The 17,701-nt window shown below is 70.3% G+C and carries 15 protein-coding genes; 5 read left to right on the top strand and 10 right to left on the bottom strand.

The annotated features are described in order from the left end of the window. Window positions 1-40: 40 nt before the first annotated feature. From FFS23_RS08665 to FFS23_RS08655, 3 genes are all read left to right on the top strand, one after another. On the top strand, window positions 41-256 hold the full coding sequence (locus tag FFS23_RS08665) for a hypothetical protein (RefSeq protein ID WP_137898288.1): 216 nt from the start codon (window positions 41-43) through the stop codon (window positions 254-256). Window positions 257-319: 63 nt separating this feature from the next. Beyond that, window positions 320-736: a cupin domain-containing protein gene (locus FFS23_RS08660; protein WP_137898287.1), complete on the top strand. Its 417-nt coding sequence runs from the start codon at window positions 320-322 to the stop codon at window positions 734-736. A 142-nt stretch (window positions 737-878) separates the two neighbouring features. Beyond that, the gene (locus FFS23_RS08655) at window positions 879-1,073 is read left to right on the top strand and encodes a hypothetical protein (RefSeq protein WP_038662491.1); all 195 of its coding nucleotides are present in this window, start codon (window positions 879-881) and stop codon (window positions 1,071-1,073) included. On the opposite strand, the gene FFS23_RS08650 is transcribed toward FFS23_RS08655, so the two are convergent. The 10 genes from FFS23_RS08650 to FFS23_RS08605 form a co-directional block, all read right to left on the bottom strand. Next, window positions 1,030-1,461 carry a helix-turn-helix domain-containing protein gene (locus FFS23_RS08650; protein WP_137898286.1) on the bottom strand — a complete coding sequence of 144 codons (432 nt, stop codon included), beginning with the start codon at window positions 1,459-1,461 and terminating at the stop codon, window positions 1,030-1,032. The two genes, FFS23_RS08655 and FFS23_RS08650, sit on opposite strands and share 44 nt — an antisense overlap. A 79-nt stretch (window positions 1,462-1,540) precedes the next feature. Next, window positions 1,541-3,841, bottom strand: a complete 2,301-nt coding sequence (treY, locus tag FFS23_RS08645; RefSeq protein ID WP_137898285.1) for a malto-oligosyltrehalose synthase — start codon at window positions 3,839-3,841, stop codon at window positions 1,541-1,543. Next, on the bottom strand, window positions 3,838-5,745 hold the full coding sequence (malQ, locus tag FFS23_RS08640) for a 4-alpha-glucanotransferase (protein WP_137898284.1): 1,908 nt from the start codon (window positions 5,743-5,745) through the stop codon (window positions 3,838-3,840). Before malQ ends, treY begins: the two co-directional genes overlap by 4 nt. Before the next feature lie 367 nt (window positions 5,746-6,112). Next, the gene (gene treZ / locus FFS23_RS08635) at window positions 6,113-7,807 is read right to left on the bottom strand and encodes a malto-oligosyltrehalose trehalohydrolase (RefSeq protein ID WP_137898283.1); all 1,695 of its coding nucleotides are present in this window, start codon (window positions 7,805-7,807) and stop codon (window positions 6,113-6,115) included. Further along, window positions 7,804-9,915 carry a glycogen debranching protein GlgX gene (gene glgX / locus FFS23_RS08630; protein WP_249340598.1) on the bottom strand — a complete coding sequence of 704 codons (2,112 nt, stop codon included), beginning with the start codon at window positions 9,913-9,915 and terminating at the stop codon, window positions 7,804-7,806. The genes treZ and glgX overlap by 4 nt, the downstream gene beginning before the upstream one ends. Window positions 9,916-10,030: 115 nt before the next feature. Continuing rightward, window positions 10,031-10,282: a hypothetical protein gene (locus FFS23_RS08625; RefSeq protein ID WP_038662473.1), complete on the bottom strand. Its 252-nt coding sequence runs from the start codon at window positions 10,280-10,282 to the stop codon at window positions 10,031-10,033. Window positions 10,283-10,434: 152 nt separating this feature from the next. Beyond that, on the bottom strand, window positions 10,435-10,986 hold the full coding sequence (locus FFS23_RS08620; protein WP_137898282.1) for a DNA-3-methyladenine glycosylase: 552 nt from the start codon (window positions 10,984-10,986) through the stop codon (window positions 10,435-10,437). Window positions 10,987-11,271: 285 nt separating this feature from the next. Further along, window positions 11,272-14,451, bottom strand: coding sequence for a helicase-related protein (locus tag FFS23_RS08615; protein WP_137898281.1), 3,180 nt, complete (start codon window positions 14,449-14,451; stop codon window positions 11,272-11,274). 227 nt (window positions 14,452-14,678) lie between these two features. Next, window positions 14,679-14,930, bottom strand: a complete 252-nt coding sequence (locus FFS23_RS08610) for a glutaredoxin domain-containing protein (RefSeq protein ID WP_137898280.1) — start codon at window positions 14,928-14,930, stop codon at window positions 14,679-14,681. Between the two features lie 208 nt (window positions 14,931-15,138). Next, window positions 15,139-15,846 carry an arylesterase gene (locus tag FFS23_RS08605; protein WP_249340597.1) on the bottom strand — a complete coding sequence of 236 codons (708 nt, stop codon included), beginning with the start codon at window positions 15,844-15,846 and terminating at the stop codon, window positions 15,139-15,141. Window positions 15,847-15,863: 17 nt separating this feature from the next. Here FFS23_RS08605 and FFS23_RS08600 point away from each other — a divergent pair, with 17 nt between their 5' ends. Then, the gene (locus tag FFS23_RS08600) at window positions 15,864-16,526 is read left to right on the top strand and encodes an ABC transporter ATP-binding protein (protein ID WP_249340596.1); all 663 of its coding nucleotides are present in this window, start codon (window positions 15,864-15,866) and stop codon (window positions 16,524-16,526) included. Further along, window positions 16,523-17,701 (top strand): FtsX-like permease family protein (locus FFS23_RS08595; RefSeq protein WP_137898279.1); only part of this gene is annotated, 1,179 nt, incomplete at its 3' end. The genes FFS23_RS08600 and FFS23_RS08595, both read left to right, overlap by 4 nt.

The raw sequence follows: 17,701 nt of genomic DNA, 5'->3' as shown, positions 1-17,701 counted from the left end.
CACTCTAGCCTGATCAACAGAGAGGAGAGAGGCGCGGACCATGAATCCTGAAGCCGAATACTTGCGCCGCCGGGAGTTGCACGAATTGCACATGGCGCGGCGGGCGCAGTGCAAGCGGGCACGACGGGTGCATCATCATCTGGCCGCCATCTATGCGACGCGGCGTGCCGACCTCGGTCCGGCGTCCGCAGAGGTGCTTCGCGTGCCTGCACCGTGGCGTGCGTGGCGCGCCTTTTGGCGGCTGGTGTGGGATTAAGCGGAACGTGCCGGGCGCTCGTTCGTCCAATGCTGCGAACGCATGGATGGGAGCGAATCGGCAATGGCGATCTTCAACAAGGACATGGTCGAACTCGCCGGCCGCAACGACCTTTGGCAGAAAGAGGTCTATCGCGACGCCAAGGTGCAGATCGTATTGATGGCGATCCCTGCCGGCGAGGAGATCGGCATGGAGACGCATCCCGCCGACCAGACGACCTTCATCGTCGATGGCGAGGCGCAGGTGGTGATCGACGGCCATTCGACCAAAGCGACGCCCAACCACTTGGTGGTGGTGCCGAAGGGCGCGCAGCACAATATCGTCAACAAGGGGTCGGGCGTGCTCAAACTGTTCTCGGTCTACGCGCCCCCGGCGGAGCCGGAGGGTGCCGCCTTCAAGACCAAGGCCGAGGCGGAAGAGGCCGAGAAGGGACTGCTCGCCAAGGCGGTCGATGCCGTCAAGGATGCCGTCGGGCATTAAGCCCGGACGGCATTTCCGGAGACGTCGCTCCATCGGGGGACTCGCGGTCCGCCGAGGGAGACGATTGTCATTTGATTTTTAGCGGGCTTGGTTGCATCCACCACCGCGCGGCACGAGTGTCGATCGGAGCGGAGGTTCGCGCATGGATATCGACAACGCCGTCCGTCTCGACGAGGCGCGGCACCTCATTTCGCAGGCCCTGGAACTGGCCGTGGCGGCCGACGAGACGCTGGCCGCCGCCGAGCTGGAGCAGGCGCTCGACACGGTGACGCGCCGTGCCGACGCGCTGCGCTTCAATTCAGAGTCGCCCCCGCGGCGCCCGTCCGCGACTCAATGATCGCCTGACACGCTTCGGCGGCCATCACGAAGCCCGCCTCGGTCAGCGTGACCCTGCCGTCGCGCTCCATCACGAGACCGCGATCGACGAGGACGTCGAGCCAACGGCGGGCGACCGGGCCGGAAACGCCCGTGGCGGTGATCAGCGGCGGCACCATCATCGCTTGATCGTCGGCGGCGAACAGCGCGTACAGCAGGTCGATCGGCGGGTTGTTGACGAATTCGGCCGGCATCACCGATCGAAGCGCGCTGCGGGCGGCAATCAGATCGCGCGCCACCCCGCGCAATTGTTCCAGCATCACCGGCGAGCGCGCGGCGATTGCTCTGGCCCAGAAGTCTACAAGGCGCGCTTGCGGCATGGCTCCCAGTCCTCTCTTGTCTATCTTCATGCCTCCGTGCCGGAGGCGACGCGGTGAAACAACCTATAACAACTGATTTGGATCAAATACTTAGTTAATGTCATCATAATCAGGCAATTCGATACCAGATCGCGTCTTGCGCGAAGATTTCCGCCGCGCTGCGGGTGTCACCGTCGGCGAATCGGATCGTCGCGTCGGGCACCGCGGTGCCGCGGATGAGCGCGGCGACGTGCAGGCTGCGGCCGCCGGTGCTGCGGTTGAAGGCGAGGATGCGGTCGCTGCCCTCGACCGTGGCGGGCCGATAGTCGCCGTCGGCGAACAGCGCCGGATCGGCGCGGCGGCGGGCGAGCAGGTCGGCGATCAGCCGCAGCTTGGCCGGGACCGCATCGCCGCCGAGCAACGCGGCGCGCGCGGCATAATCGACCGGGCGGCGGTTGTCGGGATCGACGAGGCTGAGGTCGGCGAGTTCGGTGCCCTGATAGAGGTCGGGCACGCCCGGCGCCGTATAGCGCAGCAAAGTCTGGACGAGCGTGTTGGCGCGGGCCGCGGGCGCCAGCTTCGCGACGAAGGCGGTGATCTCGGCGACGAAGCGCGGATCGGCGAGATAGGCGTCGATCAGCGCGGCGGCGGCGGCCTCATAGTCCTCGTCGGGCGCTTCCCACGACGAGCGGAGCTTGGCCTCGCGTAGCGCCTTCTGCTGCCATGCCTTGAGCCGGTCGGCGAAGTCGCCGGCCGCGCCGTCCTCGGGCCAGGCGCCGACGATCGTCTGGAGCAGCATGTAGCGATCGCCGCCGTCGACGTCGTGATCCCAGCCCCATGACAGCGCCTCCCACGCCTCGACCCGCGCGCGCCATGCGTCGGGGATCGTGCTCAGCACCGCGAGCCGGGCGCGGACGTCCTCGCCGCGCTTGTGGTCGTGCGTCGCGGTGGTCAGCATCGCAGCCGGTACGTCGCGGGCGCGATCGGCCATGATCCGGTGGAAGGCGTCGACGGGCACGCCGAGTATCGTCGCATCGAAGCCGACGTCGTTGCGCGACAGCAATCGGCCCGAACGGTAGAAGGCGGTATCCTCGACCGATTTCGCGGCGATCGGCGCCGACAGTTGCTGGAAGCGGCGCACCGCGTCGGCGGCATCGCCCGAAGCCCCCTGCGGCCCCTCGCCGGCGAGCCAAGCGAGGATGCGGTCGACGACATGCGCTTCGCCGGGCGGGATCAGCCACGACACGCGCTCGCGGACGAGGCCGCGGATCGCCGCGTCCTGCGGCGCGGCGGCGCTGCCGGTGCCATAGGTGCGATAGACCGGGAACACCCAGAGCAGCCGCTCGATCGCGCGGCGCAGCATCGCCGGGGTGACCGCCTCGTCGTCGTTCAGCGCGACGAAGGCGGCGACGCAGGCGTCGAGCTGGCCGGAGAATTGCCATGCGAGCAGATCCTGCCGCGCCTCGAACTCCTCCGCCTCGAACCCCTGATAGCGGCCGCTGACCTCCTGCCACAATTCCTCGAGCGGCAGTGCGCCGAGCGGATCGTGGATCAGCGTCGCGACCTGCTCCATGAAGTCGTAGCCGCTGGTGCCGTTGACGCCCCAGCCGAGCGGCTGGCCCTCGCCCGCACCGAGGATCTTCTCGATGACGATCCACGCGTCGGGGCCGAGCCGCTCGCGCAACGTGCGGCAATAGCCGATCGGGTCGGTCAGGCCGTCGACGTGATCCACGCGGACGCCGTCGATCAGCCCCTCGTCGTAGAGGCGGAAATACAGCGCGTGCGTCGCCTCGAACACCGCGGGATCCTCGATGCGGACGCCGGCGAGGTCGTTGACGGTGAAGAAACGGCGCCAGTTGAGCGCGTCGTTGGCGACGCGCCAGCTCGCCAGCCGGTAATGCTGGCGGTCGAGCAGGGTGGCGAGGTCGCTTTCCTGCACGTCGGGGCGCAGCGGGAAGCGATGCTCGCCGTAAGCGACGATCGCGTCGCCTTCGACCGCGAGGTCGCCGTTGGCGAGCGTCGCCGCGAGCGTGTCGCCGAGCACCGGCAGCAGCAGCCTCTGCGACCAGTCGATATCGAAGAACCGGGCGTAGGCGCTCGCCTGTCCGTTGGCGAGCACGTCGTTCCACCAGGCGTTGCCGCCGCCGGCGACGCCCATATGGTTGGGAACGATATCGATAACGACGCCCATGTTCCGCGCCTTGAGCGCGGCGACGAGGCTGCGGAAGCCGTCTTCGCCGCCAAGCTCGGGGTTGATGCGGGTCGGATCGACGACGTCATAGCCGTGCGTCGAGCCCTTGGCGGCGACGGTGATCGGCGAGGCGTAGAGATGGCTGATCCCGAGATCGTCGAGATACGGCACCAGCGCCTCGGCATCGGCGAAGGTGAAGCCGGCGTGGAACTGCATGCGATAGGTGGCGCGGGGCGTCATGCGGGACTCTTTGCTGAAAGGAGGGCGGCGCGGCGTGCGACCTCGGGCCGGGCGAGCAGCGCCTCGGTCGTGTCGGGCATGCGGCGGCGCCAGTTGGGATGTTCGTCGGTGGTGCCGGGCAGGTTGGGCTGTTCGGCGATGCCGACGAGGTCTTCGAGCGGGACGATGGTGAGCGGGCAGGGTGCCTGACGCGTGAAGGCGATCGCGGCGTCGATCGCCGGTGCGGCGTCGTTGGGGACCGGGCCGGCGGCGACGCCCGCCGTGGTACAGGCGGTCCACAGCGCCTTCTTCTCGCCGATGCGGCGCAGGCGGTCGGACGGCTCGTCGCGCGCGCTGCGCTTCAATTTGTGGTTCCAGGTGATGTCGCGGCCCGTCCACCAGCCCGCGAGCGTCGCGGTGTCATGCGTGCCGGTCATCGCCACCGCCTGCGCGTCCCACCCGGTGGAGGGCGTGAAGCCCGTGTCGTCGCGCTCGAAGGGGAGGACGCGCATGCCGAGCATGCCGCGCTTCGCCATCGTGTCGCGGAAGCCCGGCGGCACGGTGCCGAGATCCTCGCCGATGACGATCGCCCCGGCGCGATGCGATTCGAGCGCGAGGATACGCAGCAGGTCGGCGAAGGGCATCGCCAGATAGGCGCCGTCGCTCGCCTTGCCGCCGTCGGGGATGACCCACAGCCGCTTGAGCCCGAGCGCATGATCGATGCGCAGGCCCCCGGCATGGCAGAGCGCGGCGCGGACGGTGCGGATGAAACCGTCGAAGCCGGTCCGGCGCAACGCGAAGGGGGAGAGCGCGGTGATCCCCCAATTCTGCCCCTGCGGCCCGAGCGGATCGGGCGGCGCGCCGATCGACAGGCCGGTCAGCAGATCGTCGCGGCGGTTCCAGCCGTGGCTGCCGCCGGCATCCATGCCAACCGCGAGGTCGGCGATCAGGCCGATCCGCATGCCGGCATCACGCGCCGCCGCCTGCGCCTGCGCGAGGCTGGCGTCGGTGAGCCATTGCAGGAAGGCGTAAAAGGCGACGTCCGGCGCATGATCGGCGACGAAACGGGCGACCGTGGGGCCGGCGGGGTCGTGATAATCGGCGGGCCAGTCCTGCCAGCCGCGTGCCTGCTGCGCGGCGAAGAAATGCGCGTGCAGCGCGTCGAACCGGGCATGGTCGTCCCAGTCCGGGCGGGCCACGCGCGCGGCGTCGAAGCGCGCGCGCAACGCGGCCGGCGCGCGATCGAAGGCGGTGCGGAGCAGTGCGAGGCGTTCGGGCCAGCCGGTCTGCCAGTCGATCAGGTCGCCACCGGCCGGGCCCGCGTCCGTCACGCCGGCGAGGGCGGGATCGGCGAGGAGCGCGTGGTGGAACAGCCGGCTCGACGGCGCATAGGGGCTGAATCGCGTCGCATCGGCGGGGAAGAGCGCATGCGTCGGGCTGATCGCGAGCGTGTCCGCACCGGCGTCGGCGAAGGCGCGCGCCGCCTCGGCGAGCGTGCCGAGGTCGCCGTACGGTGCCGGTCGCGACCCGCGCAATGCGGGGATCTGGACCGCCGGCCCCCAGCTATGACCGGGCGGCGGCGCGATGCAGCGCGGCGGCGCGATGGCGAGCGTGATGGTGCCGCCCGCGGTTTCGAGGCGGTGATAGCCGGGCTCGGCGATACCGGGGATGGTGCCGTCCGCGGCGATGGTGACCGCGCGGGTGGTGCCGTCCTCGAGCATCAGGCACGCCGGGCCGGGCTCGGCGCCAGTCGCGACCGGGCGACCCATGTCACCGGTGACGAACGGCACGCCGTCGACGCGCGTGTCGAGCGTATCGAGGATCGCGCGCAGCACCGCATCGTCGACGCGCTGCCGGCGGCCGTCGGCATCCTCCCATTCGGCCTGCAGCCCGGCGGCCTGCGCATCGGTGGCGAGATCGGTCATCGCATCCCCCCTTTGTACCCCGGCGAAGGCCGGGGCCCAGTTGGGAAAGTCGTGCTTATGACGCGATGCGCTTTGTCCGTGGCGTCTCCCAACTGGGCCCCGGCCTTCGCCGGGGTACTGAGATGGGTTCGCGCAGAGGCGCGGAGAACGCGGCGTGGGTCATGCGGCGTGGCCGATGTCGTGGCCCGGTGATCCGTCCTGATGGAGAGGGATTCACGCGAAGGCGCGAAGCCGCGAAGAAGAAGGGCGGGAGCCCGCCCGTGCGGGACACCTTCGCGTCTTCGCGTCTTCGCGTGACCATCATCTTCGTAAAAAGGGCTGCCGCCGGCCCCGATCCCTCTGCGTCCTCCGCGCCTCTGCGCGCCCATCATTTCGCGATCCACGCGCGGAAGCGTTCGCCCTCGGCGTGAACCAGCTCGCCCTCGCCTTCCGGCAGCGGCGCCGGCTGATAGGCGAGATCGAGCGCGATCGTCAGCACGCTGCCGTCGCCGAGCCGCCAGCGCGCGGTGACCGCCGCCTCGCCGGTCGCCTCCGCCCCCAGCGCCGTCGCCCCCGCCAGATGCGGCACGATCGCGCTCCGGCGCAGCGCGATCAAGTCGCGGATCAGCGTCCGCCAGCCGTGCGCATCGGGTCCCGGCTCGGGGCGCGAGCGCTCGAACGTCTCGGGCGCATTGGGATCGGGGATGCGCTCGCGCGCCGCCGGGTCGGCGAAGGCGTCGAACTTGGCGAATTCCTTGCGCCGCCCCTCGCGCACCGCGTCGGCGAGGTCGTCGTGGAAATCGGTGAAGAACAGGAACGGCGTTTCGCTGCCTTCAGTGTCGCCCATGAACAACAATGGCACCTGCGGCCCGAGTAGCAGCAGCGCGGTCGCCGCGCGTAGCCGTGCGGTATCGGTCAGCACGGTCAGCCGTTCGCCGAGCGCACGGTTGCCGACCTGATCGTGGTTCTGGAGAAAGGCGACGAAGCGCGTCGGCGACAGATGCGCACTTGGCGTACCGCGCGGTGTGCCGTCGTGATTGGCCGAAGGTTCGCCCTGATAGATGAAGCCTTCGGCGAGGCAGCGTGCCAGCCGCTCGGCGGGCCTGTCGGCGAAGTCGCTGTAATAGGCGCTGGTCTCGCCGGTGAGCAGCACGTGGAGGACGTTGTGGAAATCGTCGTTCCACTGTGCGTCATAGCCGCCGTCGTGGAGGCGCTCGGCGTCGTTGCGCTCGTTTTCGAGGACGAGGTGGATGTGGCGATCGGGGAAGGCCGCGCGGATCTCCGCCGCCATCGCGTCGAGGAAGTCGGTGTTGTCGATCGCATGGACCGCGTCGAAGCGCAGCCCGTCGATGCGATAGTCGCCGAGCCACATCAGCGCATTGTCGACGAAGAAGCGATGCACCGCGTCGCGCTCGACCGCGACCGCGCCGCCCCAGGGCGTATGGACATCGGCATCGAAGAAATTGGGGGCGTAGGCCGACAGGTAATTCCCGTCGGGGCCGAAGTGATTGTAGACGACGTCGAGGAAGACCGAGAGGCCGAAGGCATGCGCCTCGTCGACCAGCGCCTTGAGCTCGGCGGGCGCGCCATAGGCTTCGGCAGGGGCATAGGGCAGGACGCCGTCATAGCCCCAGTTGCGCGTACCGCCGAAGGCGTTGACCGGCATCAGCTCGATCGCGGTGATGCCGAGCGCGGCGAGCGTCGGGATCTGGTCCATGACGCCGCGGAAGCCGCCGAGCACGCCGGCGTGCAGTTCGATCAGCACCGTGTCCTCCCACGGCCGGCCGCGCCAGTCGGGGACCGTCCAGGCGTAGGCGGGATCGATGACGAGGCTCCAGCCGTGGACGCCGCCCGATTGTGCGCGGCTCGCCGGATCGGGCACTGCGAGATCGTCGAGGCGAAAGCGGTAGCGGGTGCCGGCCGGGGCGTCGGCGGTGGCGACGAACCAGCCGTCGTCCTCCGCCGTCATCGCGATCGATGCGCCGCCGTCGATCTCCAGCGTCACCGCGTCGCGCGCCGGCGCCCAGAGCGCGAAGCGCGTCCGCCCGTCGTCGAGCAGTTCGGCGCCCCAGCGGCGGCTCATGCCGCATCCTCCTCGAAGGTCAGCGTCCAGGTGACCAGCACCGCGCCCTGCGGCGCCACCTCGTAGCTGTCCTCGATCGCCAGCTCGCCCTGCTCGGGCTTGGCGCTGTCGATCAGCACGGTGCGGCCGGCATGCGGCGGCGGTAGGTGGAACGTCACCGGATCGGCCGAACCGTTGATGAGCAGCGACACCGCCTCGACCTCGCCCGCCTCGTTGCGGCTGGCGCGGCGCATCATCAGTGCGCGACCCTCGGGGTTCTGCCAATCCTCGGGGCTCAGCCGTTGCCCACGCTCATCCCACCATTCGACGTCGTTGATGCCGTGGCCTGGCGAATCCTGCCCGTAGAGGAAGGTCGCGGCGCGCAGCACCGGATAGCGACGGCGCAGGTCGGCCAGCCGCGCGACATAGTCGATCTGCGTCTGCCCGGCCTCGCCCGCCGCGGCCTGCCAGTCGAGCCAGCTGATCTCGTTGTCCTGGCAATAGGCGTTGTTGTTGCCCTGCTGCGTCCGCCCGAATTCGTCGCCGGCGACGAGCATCGGCGTGCCGAGCGAGGCGAGCAGCGTCGTCAGCATCGACCGCTGGACGCGGCCGCGCGCGTCGTTGATCGCGGGATCGTCGGTCGGGCCTTCGTGGCCCCAGTTGCGCGAATGGTTGTTGTCGTGGCCGTCGCGATTGTCCTCGCCATTGGCCTCGTTGTGGCGCTCCTCGTACGTCACCGTGTCGGCGAGGGTGAAACCGTCGTGCGCGGACAGCAGATTTATGCTCGCCCACGGCCGGCGCGAGCGGCGGTCGAACAGGTCGCCCGAGCCCGCGAGCCGCGCGGCGAGATCGGCGCGCTGGCCGGCGTCGCCGCGCCAGAACTGGCGGACGGTGTCGCGATATTTGTCGTTCCACTCGGCGAAACCGGGCGGGAAATTGCCGAGCTGATAGCCGCCGGGGCCGACGTCCCACGGCTCCGCCATCAGCTTGAGGCGACCAAGCACCGGGTCCTGCCGCACCACGTCGAAGAAGGCGGCGCCGGGGTCGAAGCCGTCGTCCTCGCGGCCGAGCGTCAGGCCGAGATCGAAGCGGAAACCGTCGATGCCGAAGCTCGTCGCCCAATAGCGCAGCGAATCGGTCACCATCTGGATGACGCGCGCCTTGCTGAGGTTGAGCGTGTTGCCGGTGCCGGTGTCGTTGATCGAATAGCGCGGCTGATCCTTGACCAGCCGGTAATAGCTCGCATTGTCGAGCCCGCGCCACGACAGCGTCGGGCCTTTCTCCGAGCCTTCGCAGGTGTGGTTGTAGACGACGTCGAGGATCACCTCGATCCCCGCCTTGTGCAGGCGGTGGACGGCGCGGCGCAGCTCGTCCTGGCTGTCAGTCGACATATAGGCCTGTTCGGGCGCGAAGAAGCCGAGCGTGTTATAGCCCCAGTAATTCTTCAGGCCCTTTTCCTGCAGGAAGCGGTCCTGCGTGAAGCTGTGGATCGGCAGCAGCTCAAGCGCGGTGACGCCGATCCGCTTGAGATGCGCGATCACCGCGGGATGGCCGAGCGCGGCATAGGTCCCGCGTTCGCGTGGCGGGACCAGCTCCATCAGCTTGGTCAGGCCCTTGACGTGCGCCTCGTAGATCACGGTTTCGGACCAGGGCGTGTTGGGCTTGGTGTCGCGCGACCAGTCCCAATGGTCGTCGACCACCACCGCCTTGGGCATCGCCGGCGCACTGTCGCGCTTGTCGAAGCTCAGGTCCTCGCGCGCATGGCCGACCTTGTAGCCGTGCAGCGCATCGGTCCATTTGATCTGGCCGTGCAGCCGCCGCGCATAGGGATCGAGCAGCAATTTGTTGGGATTGAAGCGATGGCCGTTCTCGGGCTCGTAGCGGCCATGCGCGCGATAGCCGTAGATCAGGCCGGGCGCGGCATCCGGCAGATAGCCGTGGAACACCTCGTCGGTACATTCGGGCAGCGTGATCCGCTGCAGCTCGCGCTTGCCGGAGGGATCGAAGACGCAAAGCTCGATACGGTCGGCATTGGCGCTGAAGACCGCGAAATTGACGCCGAGGCCATCGAACGTAGCGCCCAGCGGATAGGGCGAGCCCGGATCGAGCCGGTCGGGCAAGGCATGCACGTGTTGGAAACCCCCATGATGATCGTCGCTGCGCCAAACGCAGGTGCGGCATGGAAGCTCCCGCGCGAAAACGCGGGCGGCGCGCCGGCGGTCGGGCCGGCGCGCCTGCACGGGGTCAGCGCTTGGCGAGCGGGTCGATGCCGGCGCTGCGCCACTGGCTGAGCGATTTGCACTCGCGGCGGCGGATGTGCGAGCCGGTGACGTCGTCGACCAGGCAGACGCGCGGATTATAGTCCGGGCGCGCCATCGTCGCGGCGGCAGCTGCTGCCGCGGTCGCGACGGGGGTGGCCGATGCGGTGGGCGTCGAGGCGGGCTGCGGCGCGGCGGTGGTCGACAGGAGCGCGGCGGCGATGGTGGTGATGAGCATGATGTTCTTCCCAAGGACACAGCCCGATGTGGCTGTACCCGTAGCAGTGCATTATGCATGCCAAACACCTCATAGGAGGGCGGCGAGTGTTTTTGGGGGTGTTTGCGCCGCGTGGCGCGCCAACATCTGGCTTTCGGCGCCGAAGCTCGGGATCAGCGCGCCGGCTTGCTGAGGAAGCGTGAGCCGATCGCGCAGAAGCGCCATGGCGTCTCGACGGCGCGGGTGATGCCGATGCGGGTGCCGGCATGGGTCGAAACGGCGGCGCCGGCGGCGGCCAGCGCGAACGGCGGCAGGTCGAGCGCCGCACCGTCGAGCGTCTTGTCGACGCCCAGCGCCTGGCAGAGCCGCCCCGGTCCGGCACAGAGCAGGCGCGGATCGGCGAGGCCGCGGCGGGCGATCATCGTCGCGATGCCGTCGGTCGGTTCGAGCGCGCGGATCAGCACCGCGCTGCCCGGGTGGCAGACGACATTGAGGCACCAGTGGATGCCGTAGCTGCGGTAGACATAGGCGTGGCCGGCGGGGCCGAACATCGCCGCATTGCGCGCCGTCGGCCCGTTCGCGCTGTGCGAGGCGGGGTCGTCGGCGTCGTAGGCCTCGGTCTCGACGATCGTGCCGCCGACGCCATCGACCAGCAAGGTCGCGCCAATGAGATCGCGGGCGACGGTCGCCACGTCGCGGTCGAAGAAGGCGGGGGGAAGTGGCATTGCGGTGGGGTTAGGCGTGGGAGGTATTGCGAGGCAAGGGTGTGTCCCTGTGGGCAGATACGACGAGCGGTTCGAGCGGCTGCCTTCATTCACCCGTCACCCCGGACTCGTTCCGGGGTCCACCGAGCCGCAAGAGAATGGTCCCTTACACGACTTTCTCCTCGCCGCGGGGTGGACCCCGGAACGAGTCCGGGGTGACGGGGTGGGTTTGGAAAGCGCGGGGCAACATCAATGCTCCATGCCATAAGCGCGGAATGGGGCCGGGTGCCGGTTATGGGGCTATGTTCAGCCCCATTCCTCCAGCAGCGTCTCGATCCGCTCGAGCCGGGCGTGGGCGTCTTCGATCCGCTCGGCAATGATCAGGCGGCCGTTTTTCTCCGTGAAGCCCGTCGGCGGGGCGATCGGCTTGCGCGGGGTCAGCGCGATCGCGCCGGGTCCGGCGTCGATCCGCTGGATGTCCGCCGCGCGCGCGGCGACGCGGATGCGGGCGACGGCGAACAACAGCCGCACCGCCTCGGGGAGGTCGCCGAACCGGTCCTCCAGCTCGTCGGTCAGCGCGTCGAGGGCGTCGACGTCCTCGATCCGCGCGAGCCGGGCGTAGGTGGTGACGCGCAGCTCCGCCTCCGGCATCCAGTCGTCGGGCAGACAGCCGTCGATGCCGAGGTGCAGTTCGGGACTCCAGCGCTCCACCGTCTCGCCGCGGGCGGTGCGCAGCGCGCTTTCGAGCAGATGCTGGTACAAATCGATGCCGATCAGCTTCATATGCCCGGCCTGCGTCTCGCCGAGCAGATCGCCGGCGCCGCGCATGTCGAGATCGCGCGCGCTGATCGCGAAGCCGGCGCCGAGCCGGTCGAACGCCTCCAGTGTCTTGAGCCGTTTGAGCGTGCGCGGCGCGATCGTCGCCTCGGGATCGGTGAGCAGCAGCACCTGGCCGCGGCGGATGCCGCGACCGACGCGGCCGCGCAACTGATGGAGCTGCGACAGGCCGAAGCGGTCGGCGCGCCAGATCACCATCGTATTGGCGCGCGGCACGTCCAGTCCCGCCTCGATGATGTTGGTGGCGAGCAGCACGTCGCCCTCACCGCCGGCGAAACGCACCATCGCCTCGTCGATCTCGGCGGCGGGCATCTTGCCGTGCGCCTGGACGATCTCGAGCTCGGGCACCGATTTGGCGAGCTTCTCGGCGAGCGGAGCCATGTCCTCGATCCGCGGCACGACGACGAAGCTCTGGCCGCCGCGGGTGCGCTCGCGCAGCAATGCGGTGCGTACCACGGTCGCGTCGAACGCGCCGACGACGGTACGGATCGGCTGGCGCCGCGCCGGCGGGGTGGCGATGACCGAGAGCTGCTGGAGCCCGATCAGCGCGGTCTGGAGCGTGCGCGGGATCGGCGTGGCGCTGAGCGTCAGTACGTGGCCGGCGCCGAGATCGCGCAGCCGCGTCTTGTCGGCGGCGCCGAATCTTTGTTCCTCGTCGATGATGACGAGCGCGAGGTCCTTGTAGGCGATGCCCTTGGCGGCGACCGCGCCGGTGCCGACGACGACGTGCACCGATCCGTCGGCGAGCCCCGCCTTGATCCGCTTGCGGTCGGCGGCGGCGGTGAGGCGCGACAGGCCGGCGACGACGATGCCGGTGCCCTCGAACCGCGCAACGAAGCTTTCGAGATGCTGGCGCGCGAGCACGGTGGTCGGCGCGGCGATCGCGACCTGATGGCCGGCGAGCGCCGCGATCGCGGCGGCGCGCAGCGCGACCTCGGTCTTGCCATAGCCGACGTCGCCGATGACCAGCCGGTCCATCGGCTTGCCCGAGGCGAGGTCGTCGCGGACCGCGGCGATGGCGCGCGCCTGATCGGGCGTCTCGGTGAAAACGAAGCCCGCCGCGAAGCGTTCGTAGGCGGCGATGTCGGCAACGAGTTTGGGCGCGGCGCGGCGGTCGCGCTCGGTGGCGAGCGCGGTGAGGCCGCGCGCGCTCTCGGCGATGGCGGCGTCGATCGCGCCGCGCCGCTTGAGCCAGCTCGCGCCGTCCAGCTTGTCGAGCGTCACCGCCTCGGCATCGGCGCCGTAGCGCCAGATGCGGTCGGCCTCGGCGACGGGGACGAGACGGACGCCGTCGTCGGCATAGGTCAGCGCGATCGCGTCGCCGGCCTCGTCGGGCAAGGATTGCAGGCCGCTGACCACGGCGAGACCGTGATCCTCGTGCACGACGACATCGCCGAGGCGGATCTCGCCATAATCGAACAGGCCGGTGTCGGCGACGGGCGTGGAGGGATCGTCGCGTTCGGCACGGCTGCCGAGCAGATCGGCGGCGGCAATGGCGAGCACGCCGTCACGATGGAAGCCGCGATCGGCGGCGAGCGCCAGCAGGTGGATGCTGCCCGGCGCGGCGGCGACGATCGCGGGCCATGACGCAGCCTCTTCGACCGGGAGCTTGAGCGTCTTGGCGATGCGGCGTTGCAGGAAGCGCAGATCGCGCGGGCCGCCGAGGATCGCGAGTCGGTCGCCGGCGTCGATCGCGGCGCGCGCCGCCTTGGCGAAGGCACGCATCGGCGCCTTGCTCTCGACGAAGCGCGGCGGCGGGTCGCCGGCCCGCTCCAGCGGCGGCATCGCGCGGCCGGCGACCGCCTTGCGCCAGCGGGCGTCGCCGAGCGTGTCGGCGATCGCGCGGGTGGGGCGGCGCTTGGCGGCGTCGGCGGCGAGCGCGAGGAAGCGTGCGCGGCGTGCGTCGGCGGCAGGCTCAATGCCGATGCGCGCGTCGGGCACATGATCGCAGAGCGGCACGCCCTCGTCGGCGAGCGGCGGTTCGGCGACGCGGCCGAGTTCGCGCGTGTCGATATCGCCGGTGGTGCGCTGGTCGCCGGGGTCGAAGCAGCGCAGGCTGACGACGCGACCGTCGCCGGCCTCGACGCGCAGCGGCAGACCGGCATCGGCGGGGAAGACGTCGAGCACTTGGCCGCGCAACGCGATCTCGCCGGGCTCGTCGACGGTCTCGTCCGGGGTGTAGCCGATCTCGGTCAGGCTGGCGAACAGTGCCTCGAGATCGATCGACGCGCCGGCATCGACGCGGGGCGGCGCGGCGGCGAAGGATTGCGGCGCCGGATAGGCGCGGGCGAGCGCCTCGCCGGTGGTGATGCAGGCGATGCGCGGTCGCTCGGCCGCGTCGAGCAGCAGCCGGATGCGGCGCAGCGCCGACACGCGCTGGCCGACGTTGCCGGGCGAGGCGGGAGCGGCGTCGCCGGGCAAGGCATCGCTGCCCGGGCAGAACAGCACTTCGGCGTCGGGCATCGCGAGTGCGAGCGCATGACTGAGCGCGACGCCACGTGGTTCGTCGGCGACGGCATAGAGGATGTCGTCGGTGGCAAGGCGTTCGGCGAGCGCGGCGGCGGTTTCGGCGATGCCGAGCGGATCGGCGACGGGCGGTTCGGGAGCCAGCAGGGGCGCGTCGGCGGGAGGGCTGGCTTTGGCCGGCATAGACCTATGGTGTCTTTCGCTTTGGGGAGTGCTGCCGAACGGCCGGTCGGCGACGACGTTCCTCACCGGGCAATGCGAAAGTTGTGGATGATGTTTCGGTCCGCCGCTCGAGGTCTAGGCGGGATCGACGTCTATATCCTCGCCGTCTTTCGGACGATGATGGTATTCGAAACTGCGCTCGTTCGTCACCCCGGATCAAGTCCGGGGTGACGGGATGAAGGTGCCGGTCAGTCCACCTGCGCCAGATAGCGTTCGAGATCGTCGCTGCCGCCGATCTGTTCGCCGTCGATGAACACCAGCGGCGTGGTGGCGACGCCATGCTCGGCCTTAAACGCCTCGACCTCCTCGCGCGAACGCAGGATCTGGTCGTCGACCTCGAAGCCTTCGGATTGCAAGATCTGCTTGGCGCGGACGCCGAACGGGCAGATGTGGTCGGGCAGGACCATGCGGTACAAGGTTGCGGTGCGGCTGTCGGCCATGTCGGGTCCTTTCGGGTCGTAGCTGAAATACGGCAAGGTAACCTGAAATCCGTTGATGCTGAGCTTGTCGAAGCACCGTGGGACTCACCTGCCCCCTTCGACGCCGCATACGGCGTCGCTCAGGACAGGCTTCGACAGGCTCAGGGCGAACGGCTCAGGCTGTACCGGTCTCCTCACGCTATAGCGCGGCAGCGTCGCGTGCGTTCCGTCAGCCAGCGGGTTTGAGTCCCGCGGCGACCAGCGGGGTGAGGCGGTCGGCGATGCGCGCGACGCCGGTCGCATTGGGGTGGACGCGGTCGGCCTGCATCAGCTGCGGATCGCCGATCACGCCGTCGAGGACGAAGGGGTAGAGGCCGGCCTGGTCGCGCTTCGCCAGATCGGGCCAGATGCGGTCGAAGGCGGTGACGTACGCCGCGCCGAGATTGGGCGGTGCCTTCATGCCGGTGAGCACCACCGGCAGGCCGCGCTTGTGCAATTCGTCGAGCATCGCGGTCATGTTGGCGCGCGTCTCGGCGGCGGGGAGCTGGCGCAGCACGTCGTTGCCGCCGAGGCCGAGCAGCACGAGATCGGGCTTGCGGGGCAGATTGTCGAGCACGAAGCCGAGCCGCTGCCGGCCCGCCGCAGTGGTGTCGCCCGAGACGCCGGCGTTGACGATCGTCGCGTTGATCCCGTCGCGACGCAGCCGTGCCTGCACCGCGTCGGGCAGGCTCTGGCCACGGTCGAGGCCGTAACCGGCATAGAGGCTGTCGCCGAAGGCCAGCACCAGCCGTTCGGGGCCGGCAGGGCGCGGCGCCGTCGCACTTGCCGTCGCAACGGGCGTCGCGGTCGGCGCGGGCGCCGGCCGGTCGCAGCCGGCGAGCATCAGGGCTTGGCCGAGCGCGGCCGCTGCCGCATAGCGTATCATCAGCCCCTTCAAGGCCTTGTCCTCCCGATATGACCGAACCCGCTATGGTGATCGACGCGCGCGATGTCACGCTGACGCTCGGCGAAACCGCGATCCTGCGCGGCATCGACCTCTCCGTCGGGCGCGGCGAGAGCGTCGCGCTGCTCGGTACCTCGGGGTCGGGCAAATCGTCGCTGATGGCGGTGCTCGCCGGGCTGGAGCGGGCGAGCGGCGGACGCGTGACGGTCGACGGGCTCGACTTCGGCCGCCTCGACGAGGATGCGCTGGCGCGTGCCCGCCGCGGGCGGATCGGGATCGTGCTGCAGGCCTTCCACCTGCTGCCGACGATGACTGCGCGCGAGAATGTCGCGGTGCCGATGGAATTGGCCGGCGCGGCGGACGCATGGGAGCGGGCCGCGGCGGAGCTGGCGGCGGTCGGGCTCGGCCACCGGCTCGATCATTACCCCTCGCAATTGTCGGGCGGCGAGCAGCAGCGCGTCGCGATCGCGCGCGCGCTCGGGCCGCGGCCGCCGCTGGTCTTCGCCGACGAGCCGACCGGCAATCTCGACACCGCGACCGGCGGCGCGATCATGGACCTGCTGTTCGCGCGCCGCGCGGCGATCGGCGCGACGCTGGTGGTCATCACCCACGACCGCAGCCTCGCCGAACGCTGCGACCGGGTGGTGACGCTCGCCGACGGGCGGATCGTTTGAGCGGCTGGGCCTCGGCGTGGCGGCTGGCGCGGCGCGAGCTCGACTGGCGGTTCCGCGGGCTGCGGCTGCTCGTCGTCTGCCTGTTGCTCGGCGTCGCGGCGCTGGCCGCGATCGGCGGCCTTGCCGATGCGGTGGGCCGCGAACTGGCGGCGCGCGGCGCGGTGATCCTCGGCGGCGACGTCGAATTCGCGGTGTCGCAGCGATCGGCGGGCGATGCCGAGCGCGCGGCGATGACGCGCGCCGGCGTCGTCTCTCAGACGGTGCGGATGCAGGCCAATGCGGTCGCCGGCGGCCGCGCCGCGCCGATCCAGCTGAAGGCGGTCGATGCCGCCTATCCGCTCTACGGCCGGGTGACGCTGATGGGCGGGCGGCGCGTCGGGGCACCGCCGCCGGGGCAGGCGTGGATCGCGCCGGCGCTCGCCGAGCGGCTGCGGTTGCGGCCCGGTGCGCGCTTCATGGTGGGGGCGGCGGGGCTGACCGTCGGCGGGATCATCGCCGACGAGCCCGATCGGCTCGGCGAGGGGTTCACGCTCGGGCCGGTGGCGATCATCGCGCTGGCGACGCTGCCGGCGACGCAATTGGTCCAGCCGGGCAGCCTCTATGAGACGCGCTATCGCCTGCGGCTGTCTGCCGGCAGCGATCCGGGGCGGATCGCCAAAGCGTTCGAGGCGCGTTTCGCCACCGCCGGCTGGGAAAGCAAGACGCGCGAGCGCGCCTCGCCGGGGGCGTCGCGCTTCGTCGACCGGATGGGCGAGTTCCTGACGCTGGTCGGGCTCGCCGCGCTGGCGATCGCCGGGATCGGCGTCGGCAACGGCGTCGCCTCGTTCCTCGCCGGACGGCGCGGCGGCATCGCGACGCTCAAGGTGCTCGGCGCGACCACCGCCGACGTCGCCCGCCTCTATGCGATCGAGATAGGCGCGGCGGCGCTGGTGGGGATCGCCGGGGGGCTGGCGATCGGCATCGCCGCGGTGCCGCTGCTCGGCAAGGCGCTGGCGGGCGCGTTGCCGGTGGTGCCGGACCTGACGATCGAGCCGTGGCCGTTGCTGCGCGCGGCAGCCTATGGCGGGTTGATCGCGATCGCATTCGCCGCGCCGCCGCTCGCTGCCGCGGGGGCGACGCCGGCGGCGGGGCTGCTGCGCGGCGCGCTCGCGCCGATGCGCGCGGCGTCGTGGCGG

Origin of the sequence: Sphingomonas sp. 2SG (assembly GCF_005503285.1) — a bacterium.
In the GTDB taxonomy this organism is placed as follows: Bacteria; Pseudomonadota; Alphaproteobacteria; order Sphingomonadales; family Sphingomonadaceae; genus Sphingomonas; species Sphingomonas taxi.
Note: the sequence above shows the minus strand (reverse complement) of the source record. Positions and strands in the feature narration are given on the sequence as shown.

What these genes read in the sequence shown, in the direction of transcription:
- FFS23_RS08625 (WP_038662473.1), bottom strand. Translation starts at nt 10,282, where the DNA reads ATGCTCATCACCACCATCGCCGCCGCGCTCCTGTCGACCACCGCCGCG.
- FFS23_RS08600 (WP_249340596.1), top strand. Translation starts at nt 15,864, where the DNA reads ATGACCGAACCCGCTATGGTGATCGACGCGCGCGATGTCACGCTGACG.
- FFS23_RS08610 (WP_137898280.1), bottom strand. Translation starts at nt 14,930, where the DNA reads ATGGCCGACAGCCGCACCGCAACCTTGTACCGCATGGTCCTGCCCGAC.
- FFS23_RS08620 (WP_137898282.1), bottom strand. Translation starts at nt 10,986, where the DNA reads ATGCCACTTCCCCCCGCCTTCTTCGACCGCGACGTGGCGACCGTCGCC.
- malQ (WP_137898284.1), bottom strand. Translation starts at nt 5,745, where the DNA reads ATGACCGATCTCGCCACCGATGCGCAGGCCGCCGGGCTGCAGGCCGAA.
- treZ (WP_137898283.1), bottom strand. Translation starts at nt 7,807, where the DNA reads ATGAGCCGCCGCTGGGGCGCCGAACTGCTCGACGACGGGCGGACGCGC.
- FFS23_RS08615 (WP_137898281.1), bottom strand. Translation starts at nt 14,451, where the DNA reads ATGCCGGCCAAAGCCAGCCCTCCCGCCGACGCGCCCCTGCTGGCTCCC.
- treY (WP_137898285.1), bottom strand. Translation starts at nt 3,841, where the DNA reads ATGACGCCCCGCGCCACCTATCGCATGCAGTTCCACGCCGGCTTCACC.
- FFS23_RS08665 (WP_137898288.1), top strand. Translation starts at nt 41, where the DNA reads ATGAATCCTGAAGCCGAATACTTGCGCCGCCGGGAGTTGCACGAATTG.
- FFS23_RS08655 (WP_038662491.1), top strand. Translation starts at nt 879, where the DNA reads ATGGATATCGACAACGCCGTCCGTCTCGACGAGGCGCGGCACCTCATT.
- FFS23_RS08660 (WP_137898287.1), top strand. Translation starts at nt 320, where the DNA reads ATGGCGATCTTCAACAAGGACATGGTCGAACTCGCCGGCCGCAACGAC.
- FFS23_RS08650 (WP_137898286.1), bottom strand. Translation starts at nt 1,461, where the DNA reads ATGAAGATAGACAAGAGAGGACTGGGAGCCATGCCGCAAGCGCGCCTT.